This is a genomic window from Streptomyces sp. NPDC005302, assembly GCF_040607345.1.
In the GTDB taxonomy this organism is placed as follows: domain Bacteria; phylum Actinomycetota; class Actinomycetes; order Streptomycetales; family Streptomycetaceae; genus Streptomyces.
Genome location: NZ_JBEXGN010000028.1, coordinates 1 through 17,660 on the forward strand (window position 1 = coordinate 1; position 17,660 = coordinate 17,660).

At 72.9% G+C, this 17,660-nt stretch carries 13 protein-coding genes; 7 read left to right on the top strand and 6 right to left on the bottom strand.

Annotated features, from left to right (window positions below; all coding sequences use genetic code 11):
• Positions 1-153 precede the first annotated feature (153 nt).
• Positions 154-852, bottom strand: coding sequence for a MerR family transcriptional regulator (locus ABZT74_RS30530; protein ID WP_356164582.1), 699 nt, complete (start codon positions 850-852; stop codon positions 154-156).
• Positions 853-1,355: 503 nt separating this feature from the next.
• Here ABZT74_RS30530 and ABZT74_RS30535 point away from each other — a divergent pair.
• From ABZT74_RS30535 to ABZT74_RS30545, 3 genes are all read left to right on the top strand, one after another.
• Positions 1,356-2,822 (top strand): amino acid permease, encoded by a 1,467-nt coding sequence (locus ABZT74_RS30535; RefSeq protein ID WP_356164580.1) that lies wholly within the window; start codon positions 1,356-1,358, stop codon positions 2,820-2,822.
• 100 nt (positions 2,823-2,922) lie between these two features.
• Positions 2,923-3,393 carry a macro domain-containing protein gene (locus tag ABZT74_RS30540; protein WP_356440276.1) on the top strand — a complete coding sequence of 157 codons (471 nt, stop codon included), beginning with the start codon at positions 2,923-2,925 and terminating at the stop codon, positions 3,391-3,393.
• Between the two features lie 132 nt (positions 3,394-3,525).
• On the top strand, positions 3,526-4,446 hold the full coding sequence (locus tag ABZT74_RS30545; protein ID WP_356164576.1) for an adenosine kinase: 921 nt from the start codon (positions 3,526-3,528) through the stop codon (positions 4,444-4,446).
• A 57-nt stretch (positions 4,447-4,503) separates the two neighbouring features.
• Here the strand turns inward: ABZT74_RS30545 and ABZT74_RS30550 are convergent, their stop codons facing one another.
• Complete coding sequence (locus tag ABZT74_RS30550) at positions 4,504-6,021, bottom strand: M1 family metallopeptidase (protein ID WP_356440279.1); 1,518 nt, start codon at positions 6,019-6,021, stop codon at positions 4,504-4,506.
• A 182-nt stretch (positions 6,022-6,203) separates the two neighbouring features.
• On the opposite strand from ABZT74_RS30550, the gene ABZT74_RS30555 reads away from it, so the two are divergent.
• A complete protein-coding gene (locus ABZT74_RS30555; protein ID WP_356440281.1) occupies positions 6,204-8,162 on the top strand; it encodes a Xaa-Pro dipeptidyl-peptidase in 1,959 nt (652 codons plus the stop codon).
• A gap of 24 nt (positions 8,163-8,186) precedes the next feature.
• On the opposite strand, the gene ABZT74_RS30560 is transcribed toward ABZT74_RS30555, so the two are convergent.
• On the bottom strand, positions 8,187-9,149 hold the full coding sequence (locus ABZT74_RS30560) for an FAD-dependent oxidoreductase (protein WP_356440284.1): 963 nt from the start codon (positions 9,147-9,149) through the stop codon (positions 8,187-8,189).
• 66 nt (positions 9,150-9,215) lie between these two features.
• Between ABZT74_RS30560 and ABZT74_RS30565 the strand changes: the two genes are divergently transcribed.
• The gene (locus ABZT74_RS30565) at positions 9,216-10,235 is read left to right on the top strand and encodes an oxidoreductase (RefSeq protein ID WP_356164569.1); all 1,020 of its coding nucleotides are present in this window, start codon (positions 9,216-9,218) and stop codon (positions 10,233-10,235) included.
• 802 nt (positions 10,236-11,037) lie between these two features.
• On the top strand, positions 11,038-12,678 hold the full coding sequence (locus ABZT74_RS30570; RefSeq protein WP_356164567.1) for an ABC-F family ATP-binding cassette domain-containing protein: 1,641 nt from the start codon (positions 11,038-11,040) through the stop codon (positions 12,676-12,678).
• A 159-nt stretch (positions 12,679-12,837) separates the two neighbouring features.
• Here the strand turns inward: ABZT74_RS30570 and ABZT74_RS30575 are convergent, their stop codons facing one another.
• The 3 genes from ABZT74_RS30575 to ABZT74_RS30585 all read right to left on the bottom strand — a co-directional run bounded on the left by ABZT74_RS30575 (position 12,838) and on the right by ABZT74_RS30585 (position 16,431).
• The gene (locus tag ABZT74_RS30575) at positions 12,838-15,249 is read right to left on the bottom strand and encodes a Tex family protein (protein WP_356164565.1); all 2,412 of its coding nucleotides are present in this window, start codon (positions 15,247-15,249) and stop codon (positions 12,838-12,840) included.
• Positions 15,250-15,376: 127 nt separating this feature from the next.
• On the bottom strand, positions 15,377-15,508 hold the full coding sequence (locus ABZT74_RS30580; RefSeq protein WP_356164563.1) for an LPFR motif small protein: 132 nt from the start codon (positions 15,506-15,508) through the stop codon (positions 15,377-15,379).
• 56 nt (positions 15,509-15,564) lie between these two features.
• Positions 15,565-16,431 carry a hypothetical protein gene (locus ABZT74_RS30585; protein WP_355870868.1) on the bottom strand — a complete coding sequence of 289 codons (867 nt, stop codon included), beginning with the start codon at positions 16,429-16,431 and terminating at the stop codon, positions 15,565-15,567.
• Positions 16,432-16,542: 111 nt separating this feature from the next.
• Between ABZT74_RS30585 and ABZT74_RS30590 the strand changes: the two genes are divergently transcribed.
• Entirely contained in the window at positions 16,543-17,496 is a 954-nt protein-coding gene (locus tag ABZT74_RS30590) for a GlxA family transcriptional regulator (protein ID WP_356164561.1), read from the top strand.
• The last annotated feature ends 164 nt before the right edge of the window (positions 17,497-17,660 follow it).

The following is a 17,660-nucleotide window of genomic DNA, read 5'->3' on the forward strand; positions in this document are numbered from 1 at the left end:
CCGGGCATCGTCAGGTGGACCAGGGCGGCCCCGAGGACGTTCGCCCGGACATGCGGTGCCAGCGAGGCGCGGAAGGCGGCCACGCGCCGGCGGTGGGCCGCCCCTCACGGTCGGGCCTGGGCGACGAGAGGGTGCGTTTCGGGCGGCGCCCGGTCAGGACTCCTTGAGCCACTCCCGCAGTTCCTCGTTCAGCGACCGCTGGAACGTGGTGAGCAGTGCCTGCACCACCAGCGGCTGCATGTGCGCCGACAGCGACTTCACGGCCGCCACGGGCTCGCTGTCGCCCACCGCCTCCCGCAGCAGGGTGGACAGCTCGTGGGCCGCCGCCCGCGAGTGCTCCAGCAGGACGGTCCGGGCGGCGAGGATCGTCTCGTGCGCGAGGGGCACATCGAGGAGTTCCACCCCGAGCCGCAGCAGCCCCGGGTCCAGCCGTACCGAGTCGCCGGCGCGCTCGACGACGCCCATCGCGGCGAGCCGTTCCAGGTCCTCGTCGTCGAGGGGACGCCCGGCCCGCCGCTCCAGCTCCGCACGGGTCACCTCCTCCGTCGCCTCGGGCGCCCAGGAGGCCACCACGGCGCGGTGGATGGCGAGATCGTGCGCACTCAGGCCGGGCGGCAACTGCGTGAGATGGCGCTCGATCGCGGCCAGCGTCATGCCCCGGTGCTGCAGCTCCTCGATCAGGGCCAGCCGCGCCAGGTGCTCCTGGCTGTACCGGCCGACGCGCCGAGGTCCGATCACCGGCGGGGGCAGCAGGCCCCGGGCGCTGTAGAAGCGGACCGTGCGGACCGTGACGCCCGCCCGTGCGGCCAGCTCGTCGACCGTGAGCGTCGGCTCCCCGGTGTCCGTCGTCATGGCAGGTCCTCGCCTCTCGCGTCGTACCGCGCGCTCCGGTGAACCGGTGACCGCGCGGTGCAACAGTATTGCTGTCCCACCAGTGTTGTGAAAGCGGTTGTCCAGGACCGGCGCGGGGTGCGGCCCGTTCGGGACGCGGAGGGCGCGTGGTGACGGAGGGCGCGGGCACGGACCTCGCCCTGTCGACCTCCCTGCCCCTCGCTCATCCCCGGCATCGAGCCGCCGTCCCGCCTCGGCCCGGTCGCCGGGCGTCCGGCGGGACGGGGTCGCACCGGGTGGCGTGACGGCGGCCGGGTGCGGGCCGCACACGCCCGTCACAAGCCGTGCATCTCGTGATCGCCGGGTGAGAAGTTCCCTGGTGTGACGCGTGCCACCGCATGGGAGGTGATCCTCCTGGGCAGGCGGCGCCTTGGTCCGCGCACCGTCCCAGACGGCGCGGACCCGGCACATCCGGACACCCGCGCACCCCGTGCGCCGGGGCGCACCAGAAGGTAGATCCACCCGTGAGCAAGGACGCCGTAGACACGGCCGGGGCCGTTTCCCGCACCGGTGCGACCCAGTCGCCCGCGGATGCGGGCGACGCCGGTTACAGCAAGGGCCTCAAGGCTCGCCACGTCAACATGATCGCCATCGGCGGCGCGATCGGCACGGGGCTCTTCCTCGGCGCCGGCGGGCGCCTCCACGACGCGGGTCCCGCGCTCGCCGTCGCCTACCTCGTCTGCGGCGCCTTCGCCTTCTTCGTGGTCCGCGCCCTCGGCGAGCTGGTCCTCTACCGGCCGTCCTCCGGGTCCTTCGTCTCGTACGCCCGTGAGTTCCTCGGTGAGAAGGGCGCGTACGTCGCCGGGTGGATGTACTTCCTCAACTGGTCGACGACCGGGATCGCCGACATCACGGCGATCGCGCTCTACACCCACTACTGGAGCTTCTTCACGGACATCCCGCAGTGGGTGCTGGCGCTGATCGCCCTCGCGGTGGTGCTGGCCGTGAACCTGATCTCGGTGAAGATCTTCGGCGAGATGGAGTTCTGGTTCGCGATCATCAAGGTCGCCACCCTGGTCGGCTTCATGCTGATCGGCATCTTCCTGCTGGCCACGCAGCACGAGGTCGGCGGCCACACGCCGGGCCCGGGCCTGGTCGCCGACCACGGCGGCCTCCTGCCGCACGGCATGATGCCGGTCGTCCTCGTGATGCAGGGCGTGATCTTCGCGTACGCCGCGCTGGAGCTGGTCGGTGTCGCCGCCGGTGAGACGGAGGAGCCGGAGAAGGTCGTTCCGCGCGCGGTGAACTCGATCATGTGGCGCGTCGGTGTGTTCTACGTCGGTTCGGTCGTCCTGCTGGCCCTCCTGCTGCCCGGCTCGGTCTACACGGCCGATCAGAGCCCGTTCGTCACCGTGCTGTCGAAGATCGGCGTGCCGGCGGCCGGCGACGTCATGAACCTCGTCGTCCTCACGGCGGCCATGTCGTCGCTGAACTCCGGCCTGTACTCCACCGGCCGCATCCTGCGCTCGATGGCCATGGCGGGCTCGGCGCCCCGGTTCACCGCGAAGATGAACCGCAGCCAGGTCCCGTACGGCGGCATCCTGCTCACCTGCGCGGTGTGCGTTCTCGGTGTCGTCCTGAACTACCTCATGCCGAGCCAGGCCTTCGAGATCGTCCTGAACGTGGCGTCGCTCGGCATCATCAGCACCTGGGTGATCATCATGATCTGCCACCTGGTGTTCGTCCGCCGGGCCAAGGAGGGTCTCCTGACCCGTCCCTCGTTCCGTCTGCGCGGCAGCCCGGTGACCGAGATCGTCACCATCGCCTTCCTGCTGGCCGTCCTCGGCCTGATGTGGAACGACCCCGAGGTCGGCCGGAAGACCCTCCTCCTCGTCCCCGTGATCGCCGTGCTGCTCGTCGCCGGCTGGTTCGCCGTCCGCCGCCGGGTCACCAGGACCCAGGGCGAGGAACTGAGCGGGCTCACGAAGTAGCGCACGGCCCACGGCGCCGCGAAGCCGCCCGCTCTCGGCGCCGTGGCTCACGTGTTTGCGCACCGGGGCCACTGTCAGTGGCCGCCCGTACGGTGGCGTCATGTCGGGGATCAGGTATGTCCGGGGTGACGCCACCGTTCCGTCGGGCAGGGGCGTCAAGGTGATCGCCCATGTCTGCAACGACGTGGGGGCCTGGGGAAAGGGCTTCGTGCTTGCCGTCTCGCGCCGCTGGCCGGAACCGGAGGCCGCGTACCGGCACCGCGCCCGCGCGGACAACGACTTCGGCCTGGGCGCCGCCCAGTTCGTCCAGGTCGAAGGGGACCTGTGGGTGGCGAACCTGGTGGGACAGCGGGGGATACGCGCGGGCGGCAAGGGTGCCCCCGTGCGCTACGAGGCCATCGACGACGCCCTCGGGCTGCTGGCGGACAAGGCGGTCGAGCTCGGCGCGTCCGTCCATATGCCGCGCATCGGCTGCGGGCTGGCCGGCGGCAGCTGGTCACAGGTGGAGCCGCTCGTCGAGGCGCGTCTGGTGAGCCGCGGTCGGGCGGTGACGGTGTACGACCTGGGGTGACCGGAGGCCGAGCCGTCGGCCTGTCTCGGCCGACGAGCCCGCCGCTGCAAGCCGTTGCGAGATGTTGCGCAACTTCTTGCCGTGATCGCCGGAGCCTGCTTGACTCGCTGATCGCATCCGACAGGGAGAGTCATGAGCCGCGACATCGACGTCCTCGTCCTCGGCGGCGCGGGCGTGGACACCATCGTGCACGTGCCCGAGCTGCCCCTTCCGTACGCCGACAGCTACATGATCCGCCCCGGGATCGAGACGCGGGCCGGACAGACCGGGGACTTCGTCGCCCTCGGACTCCACGAGCTGGGTCTGCGCACCCACCACCTCGACCTGCTGGGCGACGACCCCGAGGGCGACCTCGTCCGGGCCCTGCATCGCGACCGGCACATCCCGCTCACCGCCGTACCCCAGGCCGCCGGCACCAAGCGGGCGGTCAATCTCGTCGGCCCCGACGGGCGGCGGCTGTCCCTGTACGACGACACCCGCTCACGGGACGCCGACCGGCTCCCGGAGCGGACGGTGCGCGAGCTGGCCGGGGCGAGCAGGCACGCCCACGTGTCCATCACCCACCCCTGCGCGCACGCCCTTCCTGCCCTCCGGGAAGCCGGGGTGACCCTGTCGACCGACCTGCACGACTGGGACGGCGAGAACCCCTACCACGAGCCGTTCGCGTACGCCGCCGACATCGTGTTCGTCTCCGCCACCGCCCTCGCCGACCCCGAGCGGACCATGCGGCGGGTCAGGGAGCGCGGCCGGGCCGAGGTGGTCGTCGCCACGGCCGGGGCCGAGGGCGCGTACCTGCTGGCCGGGGACGAACTGACCCACGTGCCCGCGGTACCGCCCCCGGCACCCGTCGTCGACTCCAACGGCGCCGGGGACGCGTTCGCCGCCGGATTCCTCTTCGGCCGGCTCACCGGCGAGCCTCTCCGGCGCTGCGCCCTGTACGGCGCCGTGGCCGGCGCCCACGCGTGCACCGTGCCCTCGACCCGAGCCGAGGCGATCAGCCGCGCCGAACTCCTGTCCCGAACAGCCGCGTTGGAGACGGCGACTCCGGTGTGACGCAACCGGACGCCTCCCCCTCGGGGCGGGGTGGGCGACTCGGCCCGTGGGCGCTTCTCAGTGCCCGCCGGCCGTGCCCGAGTGGACCGAGTCGGTCGCCGCGATCTTCTTCCACGACCTGGGCCGCGCCACCGAACTCCCGTCCGCCACAGTGGACTTGGCCAGACCCGCACTCCGCGCCGCCTGCGCCCCGGGCTTCGACGGCTGGAACAGCCAGGTGTCGAAGAGCGCGGCGAGCGACCGCCCGGACACCCGCTCGGCGAACGTCCGGAAGTCGTCGACCGACGCGTTCCCGTACGCGTGCTCCTTCGGCCACCCCTTCAGGACGGCGAAGAAGGCGTCGTCGCCGACCTCGTCGCGCAGGGCCTGCACCGCCAGCGCGCCCCGGTCGTAGACCGCCGTGTCGAACTGGTTCTCCGCCCCGGGGTCGCCGGGCGCGACCGTCCAGAACGCGTCGTCCGCCGGGTGGGAGGCGTACGTGTAGTCCGCGAGTTCCCGTGTGGTGCCCTCGCCCTCGTGCTCCGACCAGAGCCACTGCGCGTACCGCGCGAAGCCCTCGTTGATCCAGATGTCCTTCCAGCCCTTCAGGGACACGTCGTCGCCGTACCACTGGTGCGCCAACTCGTGCACCACCACGGAGGTGTTGGAGCCGTTCGCGAACTGCCGGGGGCTGTAGTAGACCCGCGTCTGCGTCTCCAGCGCGTACCCGGTCGTGGTGTTGGGGACGTACCCGCCCGCGGAACTGAACGGATACGGCCCGAAGTAGCCGCTCAGCCAGTCCACCAGCTCACCGGTCCGCTCGACACTGGCGCGCGCCGCGCCGTCGTTGTCGCCGAGGTCCTTGCTGTAGGCGTTGACGACCGGGACGCCGCCGTCGGACGTACCGGTCGTGATGTCGAACTTCCCCACCGCGAGGGTCGTCAGGTACGTGGCCTGCGGCTTGTTCGACCGCCAGTTGTAGCGGGTCCAGCCGAGCCGTGAACTCGACGACTGCAGGGTGCCGTTGGAGATCACCTGGGTGCCGTCCGGGACGGCCACCGACACGTCGTACGTGGCCTTGTCGAGCGGGTGGTCGTTGCTCGGGTACCACCACCAGGCCGACTCGGGCTCGTCCGCCGCGACGGCGCCGTCCGGCGTACGGTGCCAGGTCGAGAAGCCGTACGCGGACTTCGTGGACGGCACTCCGCTGTAGCGGACGACGACGGTGACGGACGTGCCCTTGGCGAGCGGCTTCGCCGGGGTGATCTCCAGCTCGTGCTCGCCCGACGTCGAGAACGCCGCCTTCGCGCCGTTGACCCGGACCTCGCTCACGTCGAGCAGGAAGTCCAGATCGAACCGGGACAGGTCCTGCGTGGTGGTCGCCAGCAGGGTTGCCGTGCCCTCCAGTTCGTCCGTCCGCGGCTGGTAGGTGAGCCGCAGGTCGTAGTGGGAGACGTCGTATCCGCCGTTGCCGTAGGCCGGGTAATAGGGGTCGCCGATACCCGGTGCTCCGGGTGTGTAGCTTGCCGCCGATGCCGGGATCGCCAGCAGCAGGGAGGCCGCCAGGGCGCCCGGGGCGATGAGTCTGCGGTGCACGTGGGGCTCCAAGTCGTGGGGGCATGAAGTCTGTCCGGAGCCTATTGAGTCCCTGTGGCCCCGGTCATGTCCACGGCCACCCCTGTCACACGATCGCCATTCGGCCGACATGTGACGCTCCACCCCTCCCGTCGCTCATCTCCCCTCTTTTGCACGGGAGTTGACCGGGGTACCTTCCGCGCATGCCGATACCCGTGCGCCGCATGCGCTTCACGACCTGGAGATCGCTCGCGACGGCCGCCGTGGCCGCCCTGATGGCCGCGTTCCTCGCCCCCGCCGCCGCACACGGCGCCCCGCGGGAGAGCACCCCGGTCTACTCGTACGAGAACGCGATCCGGGAGTCCGTCTGGGTCGACACCGGGCTCGACGGCGACCGCGACGGAAAGCCCGACCGGGTCGCCGTCGACATCGTCCGCCCCCGCGAACCCGCCCGGCAGGGCCGCAAGGTCCCCGTCATCATGGACGCCAGCCCCTACTACTCGTGCTGCGGTCGCGGCAACGAGAGCCAGTTGAAGACGTACGACGCCAACGGCCACGTCGTCCAGATGCCGCTGTTCTACGACAACTACTTCGTGCCGCGCGGCTACGCCTTCGTCGGCGTCGACCTCGCGGGCACCAACCGCTCCGACGGCTGCGTGGACGTGGGCGGCCGGTCCGACGTCCAGTCCGCCAAGGCGGTCGTCGACTGGCTCAACGGCCGGGCCAGGGGATACACCACCCGCACCGGCGCCGCCACCGCCAAGGCGGGCTGGACCGACGGCAGCACGGGCATGATCGGCAAGAGCTGGGACGGCACCATCGCCAACGGGGTGGCCGCCACCGGCGTCAAGGGCCTGAAGACCATCGTGCCGATCAGCGCCATCTCCTCCTGGTACGACTACTACTTCGCCCAGGGCGCCCCGCTCTACGACTCCGGCCCCGACTGGCTCTCCGGCTACGTCGACAGCCCCGACGCCCGCGCCAAGTGCGCGGCGGTACAGCAGAAGCTGGTGGACGGCGCTCCGCGCACCGGCGACTGGACACCGCTGTGGACCGAGCGCGACTACGTCAAGGACGCGTCGAAGGTACGCGCGAGCGTCTTCCTCGTCCACGGCATGCAGGACCTCAACGTCCGCACCAAGAACTTCGGCCAGTGGTGGAACGCCCTCGCCGAGCACGGTGTCGAGCGCAAGATCTGGCTCTCCCAGACCGGCCACGTCGATCCCTTCGACTTCCGCCGCGCCGCCTTCGTCGACACCCTCCACCGCTGGTTCGACCACGAACTCCTCGGCTACGACAACGGCATCGACGACGAGCCGATGGCCGACATCGAACGCCATCCCGGCCAGTGGACCACCTCGGCGCTCTGGCCGCCGCGCACCACCGCGGCGACCACCCTCCGTCCCGGCACGGGCGCCCAGGACGGTGCCGGCACGCTCGCCCTGCGCAGAGGCTCGGGCACGCGGACCTTCACCGACGACCCGGCACTGAGCGAGACCGACTGGGCCGCGCACATCGACCGGACGACCCCGGAGAAGGCGGGCTTCACCACCGGGCCGCTCACCCGCGACCTGCGGCTCTCCGGCTCCTCCGAGGTCACCGTCACCGCCACCCCCACTACCTCGACGGCCCATCTCTCGGCGGTCCTCGTCGACCTCGGACCGGACACCGTCCGCGACTACGCGGGCCCCGGTGAGGGCATCGCCACGCTCGCCGACCGCACCTGCTGGGGCGCGAGCACCGCGGGCGACAGCGCCTGCTACAAGGAGACCCGGGCGGCCACGGCGGACGTCGACTTCACCGTGCTCAGCCGTGGCTGGGCGGATCTCGGCAACCACGCCTCGGGTCACGGCGTTTCGCTCACGCCCGGCAGGGCCTACACGATCACGCTCGACCTCGCGGCGACCGACCACGTCGTCCCGAAGGGCCATCGCCTCGCGCTGATCGTGGCGGGCACCGACAAGGACCTCATCGACCCGCCGGCCGACACTCCGACCCTGACCCTCGACCTGGCCCGTACGTCCGCGCGCGTCCCGCTCGTCGGCGGCGCGGCGGCCTTCGCTCGGGCGACGGCGGGTTCCGCCCCGGCCCCCGCCGCGTCCGTTCTCGACGGCGTGCGCGATCCGGGTGCCGCCCTCCGCGTGCCGGGGGAGGGGCGCTGAACCGCCGGCCCTGAACGACCGCTCTCAGCGGGAGGCGGCCGCGCTCACGAGCCCGGCAGCCTCCCGCGCACAGCCCCACGCCACGGTGACCCCGGCGCCCCCGTGACCGTAGTTGTGCACCAACACCCGTCCGTCGGACAGGACTTCACGCTCCAGCCGGACGGCGTCCCGGACCGGCCGCAGGCCCACCCGGTGGTCGAGCACCCGTGCCCCGGAGATCTCGGGCCGCAGCGCCGCGCATCGCTCCACGATCGCCGCCGCCACGTCCGGGTCGGGGTCCTGCGACCAGTCGTCCTCGTCGGTGGTGCCGCCGAGAACGAGCCGGTCCGGCTGCGGGAAGACGTACGTCGTCGTCCCGGCGGCCGGGTCCGTGGAGACGAGCCAGTCGCGTATCCCCGGGTTCTCCACGATGACGAGCTGCCCGCGCACCGGCCGGACGGCGGGATCCGGGACGAGCGCACGGGCCCCGAGACCCGTGCAGTTGACGACGACCGCCGCCGGCACCTCGGCCAGATCCGTCACCGCCCGCTCCTCGATCGTGCCGCCCGCCCCGAGGAGCCGGTCCCGGAGCAGCCGCAGCAGCACGGGCATGTCGATCAGCGGGAGTCGCGCCCACAGCGCCGTCCCCGGATACTCGTCCGCCGTCGCCGCGCGCAGCCCCGGCACCCGGGCCGCCCAGTCGCCGAGTTCGTCCAGCCGCGTCTCGCCCATCACCCCCTCGACCACGCGTACGCCCGTCTCCGCGGGCCGCGCCGCCAACTCCTCGTACACGGCGAAGGAGGTGAGCGCCCACGCGCGGGCGCGGGTCTTCGGTTCGATGCGATACGGCCACCACAGCGCTCCGGCAACCGCCGAGGTGGTCCGCTCGGCCGGCTCCCGTGCCCACACCCGGACCCGCCGTCCTGCCTCGGCCAGCACCACGGCCGTCGTCAGTCCGACGACTCCGCTGCCGACCACGATCACGTCGCCGTTCCCGGGCTGCTCCATGCGGGGACGCTAGCGGAATATGTCATGCCGTGCTCGGACCGGTCCCCGTGCGGGAATACTCACAGCATGTCTGCCGAGTACGCGACCTTCGGCCTGGCACCGGCGATGCGTGCCGGTGAAGTCCTCGCCAACGGTGACTTCCAAGTGCACCGCGACTTCGTCGACTTCGTCGTCGACGGTCGCCCGCTGCTGTTCCAGCTCTCCGACCTCGACGCGGTGTCCCCGCTCGCCTCCGACGTCCCGCCCGCCATCTTCGGCGCCCAGGTGCGCGGCCTTCTCCTGGAGGCCGACGCCCCGCTGGAGGACGGCCGTCACATCATCTACGGCTGCCCGGAGTGCGAGGGCATCGAGTGCGGTGCGGTCACCGCGCTGATCGAGAGGGAGGACGACGACTACGTCTGGCGCGACTTCGCCTGGCAGACGGGGGAGCGGCCCGACCTGGAGCTCAACGGCTACCACGGGATAGGGCCGTTCCGCTTCCGCGGCACCGAGTACCGCGCCGCCCTGAGCTCCCTGCTCGAAGGCGACGCGGGCCCCCGCCCGCGCATCCTGCTGATCGGCCCCCGGGTCGCCCTGCTGGCGAAACTGGCCGCGGCCCTGCGCGCCATCGGCATCGGCGCCGACATCGCGCGCGACACGACCGGGGTCCCGGCCGACGAGCTGCGCGTCTACGGCGCGGTGGTGTACGCGCCCTCCGTCGGCGCGGCGGAACGGGCCGCCGTGCAGGGGGCCTTCGGCGCCGCGGACATCGAGGTCCCGCACGTCGAGGGGCTGGCGCCCATCGTTCCGCTGCTGGTCGCCCAGGTCGAGCACGCGCTGGACCGCGGTCCGCTGGAGCTGCGCCGCCTCACCCGCCTGGTCGCCGCCGACGGCGAGGCCGGGATCGAGGTCACCTCGACGTGCCGGGTCCGGCTGACCGCGTACCGGCTCGGCCGCCTCGCCCGCGGCCACGCGCACGACGTCTTCGACGGGGTCCTGGAAACCGGGCGGCACCGGATCCCCCTGGAGGCCCGGGCGGTGAAGGGCGAGTCGTTCGTCGTGGCCCGGACGTCGGGGAGCGTACTGGTCGAGGCGATGGCTCGCTGACACCCGGCCCCCGCACCCGGGTACGGGGTCCGGGGCGTCGAGTCGTCGGGGCGCTGGGGCGACGGGCCCTGGAACCCGGAAGGACGGGAAGAGCGGGGCAGCCGCGGCACAGGGGGATCCCGGGCCGCCGAAGTGACGACCCGGGTCGCTGTCGGCGACCCCGGGCGGCCCGGGCGCAGGGGCGAGGGCCCCCGGCCCCCGGCCCGGCCCGGGGGCCCAGGCCCCTGCGCTGCCCTCGCCCCTTCGCCGCCCGTCCCCATGCGCTGTTTCTTCGACCGGAGCAGGCCGCCCTGCCGCTCGAGCAGTCGGTGCGCCCCGAGAACGCGGGCTCGCGAAGGCTGTTGGCGGTGGCGGACCCGTCCCCCTGCGCTGCTCGTCCCCGTTCGAGGCCCGTCCCCTTTCCGTGGTGCGGCTCCCGCCTGTCCGCGACGCGGCTCCCGCACGCCGCCGGGACGGCTTAGCCACGGCCTGGCCCGGCCCAGCCACGGCCCCGCCCCGGTACGACCCCGTCGCGGCCCCGGCCCGTACTGCCCCCGGCCAAGTCCGTCCGCACAGCCCCTGCGCGAAGCCGGTCTGTTGAGCTCTTCCGCACAGCCCCCGGTCGAGACGCCCCCGCCGGGCCGCCCGCCAAGCCGCCCGTACGGGTCGAGCCGGGCGGGGTCGGTGGAGCCGGGGCTGGCGCGATTCGGGGCCCGGAGATGCCCGGGGCGCCGGTGTCCCGAGACCGGGTGGCGAGGCGACGGCGGCCTGTCCGGATCGGCGGCGCGGATCGCCACGGCGGGCCGTTAAAATCGACCCCCTGATGACTGCCACCCTCGTCGCCAAGAATCTCACCGCCGGACACGGCGACCGCGCCCTCTTCGCCGGACTCGACCTCGTCGTCGCTCCCGGTGACGTGATCGGGCTCGTCGGCGCCAACGGCGCGGGCAAGTCCACCCTGCTGCGCCTGCTCGCCGGCCTCCTCACCCCGGAGGAGGGCGAACTGCGGCTCTCCCCGCCGACCGCGACCGTCGGACACCTGCCGCAGGAGCCGGAGCGCCGGGAGGGCGAGACCGTCCGGGACTTCCTCGCGCGCCGCACGGGCGTGGACGAGGCCCAGCGCGTGATGGACGAGGCGACGCAGGCCCTCGTCGACGGAGCGCCCGGCGCGGACGACGCCTACGCGAACAGCCTGGAGCGCTGGCTCGACCTCGGCGGCGCCGACCTCGACGAACGCGCCGCGGAGGTCGCCGAGTCCCTCGGCCTCGGGGTCGGCCTCGACCAGCCGATGACCTCCCTGTCCGGCGGCCAGGCGGCCCGCGCCGGACTCGCCTCCCTGCTCCTGTCCCGCTACGACGTCTTCCTGCTCGACGAGCCGACGAACGACCTGGACCTGGACGGACTGGAGCGCCTCGAACGCTTCGTGTCCGGACTGCGCGCGGGGACCGTCGTCGTCAGCCACGACCGCGAGTTCCTCACCCGCACCGTCACCAAGGTTCTCGAACTCGACCTGGCGCAGCAGGAGATCACGCTCTACGGCGGCGGCTACGAGGCGTACCTGGAGGAGCGCGACACCGCGCGCCGGCACGCCCGCGAGGACTTCGAGGAGTACGCCGACAAGCGTTCGGCCCTCGAGGGCCGGGCTCAGATGCAGCGCGGCTGGATGGACAAGGGCGTCAAGAACGCGCGGCGCAAGGCGGGCAACGACAACGACAAGCTCGGCCGCAAGTTCCGCAGCGAGGCCAGCGAGAAGCAGGCATCCAAGGCACGGCAGACCCAGCGCATGATCGAGCGTCTCGACGTCGTCGAGGAGCCGCGCAAGGAGTGGGAACTGCGCATGGAGATCGCGGCGGCACCGCGGTCGGGCGCGGTCGTGGCCACCCTGCGCGACGCCGAGGTACGCCGCGGTGGCTTCACCTTCGGTCCGGCGACGCTCCAGATCGACTGGGCGGACCGGGTCGCCGTGACCGGCGCCAACGGCGCGGGCAAGTCGACCCTGCTGGGCGCTCTGCTCGGCCGGATCCCGCTCGACGCGGGTCACGCCACCCTCGGCTCCGGTGTGGTCGTCGGCGAGGTCGACCAGGCGCGCAAGCTCTTCCACGGTCCCGAGTCGCTGATGGACGCGTTCGGCGCGGCCGTGCCGGACACCGAACCCGCCGAGGTCCGCACCCTGCTGGCCAAGTTCGGGCTGAAGGCCGACCACGTCCTGCGGCCCGCGGCGACCCTCTCCCCGGGCGAGCGGACCCGCTCCGCCCTCGCCCTGCTGCAGGGCCGTGGCGTCAACCTGCTGGTCCTGGACGAACCGACCAACCACCTCGACCTCCCCGCCATCGAGCAGCTGGAGTCGGCGATGGACTCGTACGAGGGCACCCTGCTGCTCGTCACCCACGACCGGCGGATGCTGGACGCGGTCCGGACGACCCGCCGCCTGGAAGTGGCGGACGGCAAGGTGACCGAGCACTGAGCCGGGACGGCACCCCGCCGCGCCCGGACAGGGGGCGTCGGGGGCGCCGCGACCACACGCCGGAGGGGCGGCAGCCGATCACGGCTGCCGCCCCTCCGGCGGTCACACCGAGGGCGTTCACCCTCGCCGGCGTCCGGTCCCGGTGCTCGGGACCGAGTCTCAGCCCCGGCCCCGCTTGGGGTCGGTCAGGCCCGCGCGCCGCAGGGCATCGGCCATCGCGCTGTTGGCGGGCGGCGGAGCCTGCCGCGAGCCCCCGCCGGAGCCTCCGGAGCCGCCGCTTCCGCGGCCGCCCCCGCCCTGCCGCTGGCCGCCCTGACGCTGCCCGCGCTGCTGGGGCGGACGCCCGCCCCGCTGCGGACGGCCGTCGCCCTCGGCGGGGGCCGGTGCCGCCGCCTCGTCGTCCAGCCGCAGCGTCAGCGAGATCCGCTTGCGCGGGATGTCGACGTCCTGGACCTTCACCTTGACGATGTCGCCGGACTTCACGACGTCACGCGGGTCCTTGACGAATGTCCTGGACATCGCGGAGACGTGCACGAGCCCGTCCTGGTGGACGCCGACGTCCACGAAGGCGCCGAAGGCGGCCACGTTCGTGACGACGCCCTCCAGGATCATCCCGGGGGCGAGGTCGGAGATCTTCTCGACGCCGTCCTTGAAGGTGGCCGTCTTGAAGGCGGGCCGCGGGTCGCGCCCGGGCTTCTCCAGCTCCCTGAGGATGTCCGTCACGGTCGGCAGACCGAACTTCTCGTCGACGAAGTCGGCGGGCCTCAGCGACCGGAGCACGCTCGTGTTGCCGACCAGCGACCCGACCTCGCCGCCGGCCGTCCTCACCATCCGCCGCACCACGGGATACGCCTCGGGGTGCACGCTGGAGGCGTCCAGCGGATCGTCGCCGCCCCGGATGCGCAGGAAGCCGGCGCACTGCTCGTACGCCTTCGGGCCCAGCCGGGCCACGCCCTTGAGGGCCGTACGCCCGGTGAAGGGGCCGTTCGCGTCGCGGTGCGCCACGATGTTCTCCGCGAGGCCCGAGGTGATGCCGGAGACCCGGGCCAGCAGCGGCGCCGAGGCGGTGTTCACGTCCACCCCCACGCCGTTCACACAGTCCTCGACCACCGCGTCCAGCGAGCGCGAGAGCTTCACCTCGGACAGGTCGTGCTGGTACTGGCCGACACCGATCGACTTGGGGTCGATCTTCACCAGCTCGGCCAGCGGGTCCTGGAGGCGGCGCGCGATGGAGACGGCGCCGCGCAGCGACACGTCCATGTCGGGCAGCTCCTGCGAGGCGAACGCGGACGCGGAGTACACGGACGCCCCCGCCTCGGACACCATCACCTTCGTGAGCTTCAGCTCGGGGTGCTTGGTGATCAGCTCACCGGCGAGCTTGTCGGTCTCGCGGGAGGCCGTGCCGTTGCCGATCGCGATGAGGTCGACCGCGTGCTCCTTGGAGAGCCGCGCGAGCTTGGCGACGGCCTCGTCCCACCGGTTGGCCGGGACGTGCGGGTGGATGACGTCCGTGGCGACGACCTTGCCGGTGGCGTCCACGACGGCGACCTTCACGCCCGTACGGAAACCGGGGTCGAGGCCCAGCGTCGCGCGCGTGCCCGCCGGAGCGGCGAGCAGCAGGTCCCGCAGGTTCGCCGCGAAGACGTTCACCGCCTCGTCCTCGGCGGCCGTGCGCAGCCGCAGCCGCACGTCGATGCCCAGGTGCACGAGGATGCGGGTGCGCCAGGCCCAACGAGCGGTGTCCGTCAGCCACTTGTCACCGGGCCGGCCGCGGTCGGCGATGCCGAAGCGGTGGGCGACGGTCCCCTCGTACGACGAAGGGCCCTCGGTCGCCTCCTCGGGCTCCAGGACGAGATCGAGGACGTCCTCCTTCTCGCCGCGCAGCATCGCGAGGACGCGGTGCGAGGGCAGGTCCTTGAAGGGCTCCGCGAAATCGAAGTAGTCGGCGAACTTGGCGCCCGCCTCCTCCTTGCCCTCCCGCACCTTGGCGGCCAGCCGGCCGCGCACCCACATGCGCTCGCGCAGCTCGCCGATCAGGTCCGCGTCCTCCGAGAACCGCTCGGTGAGGATCGACCGGGCGCCGTCCAGCGCGGCCTGCGGGTCGGCGACGCCCTTGTCCGCGTCGACGAAGGCCGAGGCGGCGGCGACCGGATCGACGGACGGGTCGCCGAGCAGGCCGTCGGCCAGCGGTTCGAGGCCGGCCTCGCGCGCGATCTGGGCCTTGGTGCGCCGCTTCGGCTTGAACGGGAGGTAGATGTCCTCCAGGCGGGCCTTCGTCTCGGCGCCCCTGATCTGCGCCTCCACCTCGGCGGTGAGCTTGTCCTGCTCGCGCACCGAGTCGAGGATCGCGGCGCGCCGCTCCTCCAGCTCCCGCAGATAGCGCAGCCGTTCCTCGAGCGTGCGCAGCTGCGCGTCGTCGAGCATCTCGGTCGCTTCCTTGCGGTAGCGGGCGATGAAGGGCACCGTCGAGCCGCCGTCGAGCAAGTCGACGGCGGCCTTGACCTGCCGCTCCCGTACGCCGAGTTCCTCGGCGATCCTGCCTTCGATGGACCCTACGAGGGGTGTCGTCACGATCCCGTACCGCCTTCTCCACTGGGGTTGCGCGGCAATTGTGGCAGGTGACACCGACAACGGTGGATCAGGGCGGCGCTCGGAGCGGTCGCGCGCCGGGGGGCGGCGCCGGGAGAGGCGCCGTCCCTCACGCCTTGTGGGTCCGCCCGGAGCCGGAGGCTCCGCCGAACAGCCGGGCCAGGGCCCGGAACGGCAGGGTCACGACCGTGGCGATCGCCCCGCCGATCTGACGCAGGACGTCCGCTATGGCTCGCAGCATGTCTCTTTCCCCTTTCGTTCTCCCGGCACGGAACACCGGGAGAACATCCGGGTACCTCAGTTCTTGCCGATCATGTCCGCCGGGAAGGCCCCGTTGGCGAGCGCCGTCGTCAGCAGACCCTTCGCGATCTCGGTGAGCCGTTCCACCCCGGCCGCGCCGAGGTGCTCGTAGGGCGCGCGGTCGAGGCGGTCCGTGCGGTCCTCGATGTCCTGCCGCAGGGCCACGCCCGCGTCCGTCAACTCGCCCCCGGCGTCGAGCAGCCCGCGCTCGCGCAGCCTGCCGGACGCCGCCTCCCAGTCCTGCCGCGACCAGCCCCGGGTGCCCAGCGCCCACTTCGGGGCCATGCCCTTGCCGGTCGCGGTGTGGCTCACCAGGGCCTCCACCGGGTCCAGCTCGGCGTCGAGCAGCGCGGCGAGGTGACCGTCCCCGCGGTGCTCGCGGAGCAGGGTCGCCGCGTGCCACAGCGCCAGATGCGGCGCCTCGGGCACCGGGAGGTCCGCGTGGGCGGAGTACAGCGGCCGGGCCGTCGCGTCGCAGGCCTCGGCCGCCCGCAGCGCGAGCCGCGCGGCCTCGGCGACGTCCTCGGAGGCGACGAGGTCCTCGCCGAGCAGCCGCCTGAGCGTCGCGTCCACGGCGCGCAGGCGTGCCGCGAGGACGGTCTCCGGGGAGGCCTTCTCCCACACGGCGGGCACGTGGTCGGCCACCAGCGCGTGCCGGAAGTTGTAGAACGTCGCCGTCACCGTGCCGGCGCCGACCGCGCCCATCGCCGCGGACCGCGCGGCGAAGTAGGCGCCCCGGTCGTCAGCGATACCGACCGCGGCCAGTTCACGCCCCAGATCGGGTGAGAAGTAGTGCGTCGAGTGCAGCGGGTTCAGGACGTTGTGGCAGCGGCGCCCGGCGCGCTCCGGCAGTGGAGTGGTCATACCCCGCACATTACCGACTGGTCGGTACGTCGTGAACCGTGAGGCCCGTATGGCAGGAAAGGTGGGGTACCCGTCATTGCGGCCATCCGGACGCCGGTCGAGAATCGAGGCATGCGAACGGTCCTGATCGTCCTCTTCGACGGCGTGCAGAGCCTTGACGTCACCGGCCCGCTGGAGGTCTTCGCGGGCGCCGAGGCATCCCGCGCCGACTCGTACCGCATCCGCACCGCCTCGCTGGACGGCGCCCCGGTGCGCTGCTCCAGCGGACTCGTCCTCGTTCCCGACCACACGCTCGCGGAGGCGCCCGCGCCGCACACGCTGCTCGTGCCGGGAGGCGGGGGGACCCGGCACCCCGATCCCCGGCTCGTCGACTGGCTGCGCGCGCACGGCCCGGGCGCCGAGCGTCTCGTCTCGGTGTGCACCGGCGCGATCCTGCTCGCCGCCGCGGGCCTCCTCGACGGCCGCCGGGCGACGACCCACTGGGCGTACTGCGACCGGCTCGCCCGCGACCATCCGGCGGTCGAGGTGGACCCCGATCCCATCTACGTCCGCGACGGCCAGGTGGCCACGTCGGCGGGTGTCACCTCCGGCATCGACCTGGCACTCGCCCTCGTGGAGGACGACCTGGGCCGTGCCGCCGCCCTCACCATCGCCCGTCACCTCGTCGTCTTCCTCCGACGCCCCGGGAACCAGGCCCAGTTCAGCGTCCAGCTCGCCGCCCAGACCGCGCGGCGCGAACCGCTGCGCGAGGTCCAGCAGTGGATCTCCGAACACCCCGGCGCCGATCTGAGCGTCGAGTCGCTCGCCGCCCGCGCCCGCCTCTCGCCCCGCCATTTCGCCCGCGCCTTCCACACCGAGACCGGTACGACGCCCGGCCGGTTCGTCGAGCGCGTCCGGCTCGAACACGCCCGCCGGCTCCTGGAGGACAGTGCCGACGGCGTCGAGGAGATCTCCCGCGCCTCCGGTTACGGCACACCGGAGGCCATGCGCCGCGCCTTCGTGAAGACCCTCGGCTCCGCGCCGGCGGAGTACCGGCGCCGCTTCCGGCCGGCGCCGACCGGCTGACGCGGCACGGGAGTTCACGAGTTCAACCGCCTGCCCGGACCCGCGGATCCCGCGCCGGGCCCGGGCCCACTCGTCGACAGGTTCCGCAACGGCAGCCACGTCGTTCTGAACTGAGGGCCGCCACCGACCGGGGCGGATAGCAGGAGCCGCGTCACGCGTCCCGG